General features: G+C 37.4%; 1 protein-coding gene. It reads right to left on the bottom strand.

Features of this window, described 5'->3' with window-relative positions:
- Window positions 1-1098: 1098 nt before the first annotated feature.
- Complete coding sequence (locus ACIFQM_RS23565; RefSeq protein ID WP_430066262.1) at window positions 1099-1611, bottom strand: hypothetical protein; 513 nt, start codon at window positions 1609-1611, stop codon at window positions 1099-1101.
- Between the last annotated feature and the right edge of the window lie 301 nt (window positions 1612-1912).

Raw genomic sequence — 1912 nt, 5'->3', positions numbered from 1 at the left:
TGGTTTGGTATCAAAATATAATGTTTCCTGTTTGCACCATCTGTTTCCTGTTCGTTTTCTGTTTTGAGTACAATTGGAAACGGAAAAATAGTTTGTTTACATAGAGAATTATGAGTTTGTTTCCATGTTTCCTGTTTTTTTAACTCTTGAGAGAAATACATATAATAATATTTGATCGAATATTATGTGCTGGTGAGGAGTGTATATATGATAAGGAGTGCTCAAAACTGGAAACATGGAAACAGCTTTTAAAAATCCGCTATTATATTGGAGAAATTGAAGCGAAGACAGGAATTTGGTGTTATAAAATTGGAAACAAACGGATGGAGAATAGGAAACATGTTTGTAGATGAATTTATAGAATGGGCTTGTCAGCCCGTAGGGAGGCTATGATGGGATTGAATATATTTGTTCAGCCATGAATTTTAGAGTAAAGGGATGATTGGAGTTGCGAAAGTGAACTTAATAAGCCGCAATGGGGTTGGGTGTGGGAGGGGAAACGGCGGCAGCAAATATTTGTCCGAAGTGCAGCTCAAGCGAAACGAAGGAAAATATTTGGAGAGTTTCCCCTATCCCACAAATAGATTATTTATACATTCAGCAGAATTCATACACGTAATCAATTTATATTAATAACTGGCTAGGAATATCGTTTTAAAATTTTCGATTAACATATACAAATTAATCTTGCTGAATGTAGGCTAATATTTTCAAAATTTTAAAGTTGCATAAAAGCATTTGTACTTAGTTACTAGAGAGGAATGATAAGACCATTTTACTGATCGCCAGAAATGGCCGTCAAAGTACGGAAACCGGACAATACCGGAAAATGGGCAGTTAAACCATAATAAGCTGGCTTTTGCTCACTTTCTTGATATCACTTGTCCCAAACGATCCTTTCACCCAATTTGTCCTCATCCCCAGATTTCATGACATCCCAACATGTATCACAAAAGGATGCGCCCATCGTTGTATGCTCCGGGTTCGGGTTAGGGTCATTGCAAAGCATACATATTCCTGATATTGGGCTTTTCTTCATGAACATCACCCCCAACAAAAAAAGCGAGCCTCATTGGCCCGCTTTCCCAGCAATTATATTTAAAAATTCGTATTAGTACTAGTCCGAACTCCAAGTTTTCCAGACATGGAACCAGAACCACTACTTAAACTAACATAAAATTTCCCTACAGTCCATGGCTTGCTTGAATTTAATATTTCATCGAATGTTTTACCAGGTTTTACTGTTCCACTGTACTTTTCCGCACCAGATGCACTTCCCTGATTCACAGTAAAAGTTATAGTAGTGTTCCCTGTGTTTCTCAAGTACAACCTTACATATCCATACCCTGATTTAACGTCAAAATCAGCAGAATCATTAAATCCAGCTACTGGACGATCGACAATTTGTCCATCAGTAGCTTGTGGAGTAATAACATGATCCCCCGGTTTTGGTGTATTCACATCGGTCGATGTGTTTGCAGATTGGGAAACTGCTGCTGAATCAGTTGTAGCTGGTGTAACTTCCGTAGTGGCTGCTGCAGAAGCAGTTAATGGAATTGCAACAGCTAAAGACAAAACAGATAATAATGAAGCTTTTTTAATGTTTTTCATACTCATAAGCCCACTTTCTTTGATTTTTTTAACCTGTGTACTTTATCAATCAACCAGTATGTATAGAAGCTATTAGAGCATTCATGATCAATAAAGTTTTTTACAGGTAGTTATATACATTTACATTATAAGTCTTTTATTGTAATTGTTCAACAAAAAAATTGGACAATGATTCCATTATCCTAATATGGAACGCTTCGGAATTAAACCGCGCAAGGGTTCCACACAGGCTGTTCATGTTTCCGTTGGTTAACTGGTTCCTTGCTGCCGTGCCATAAAACCCCGGATGAACCGGGAAAAT

It is taken from the genome of Paenibacillus sp. NRS-1782 (assembly GCF_050467685.1).
GTDB classification, from domain to species: Bacteria; Bacillota; Bacilli; order Paenibacillales; family Paenibacillaceae; genus Paenibacillus; species Paenibacillus terrae_A.
The sequence above is the reverse complement of the archived record's forward strand: the minus strand, read 5'-3'. Positions and strand labels throughout refer to the sequence as shown.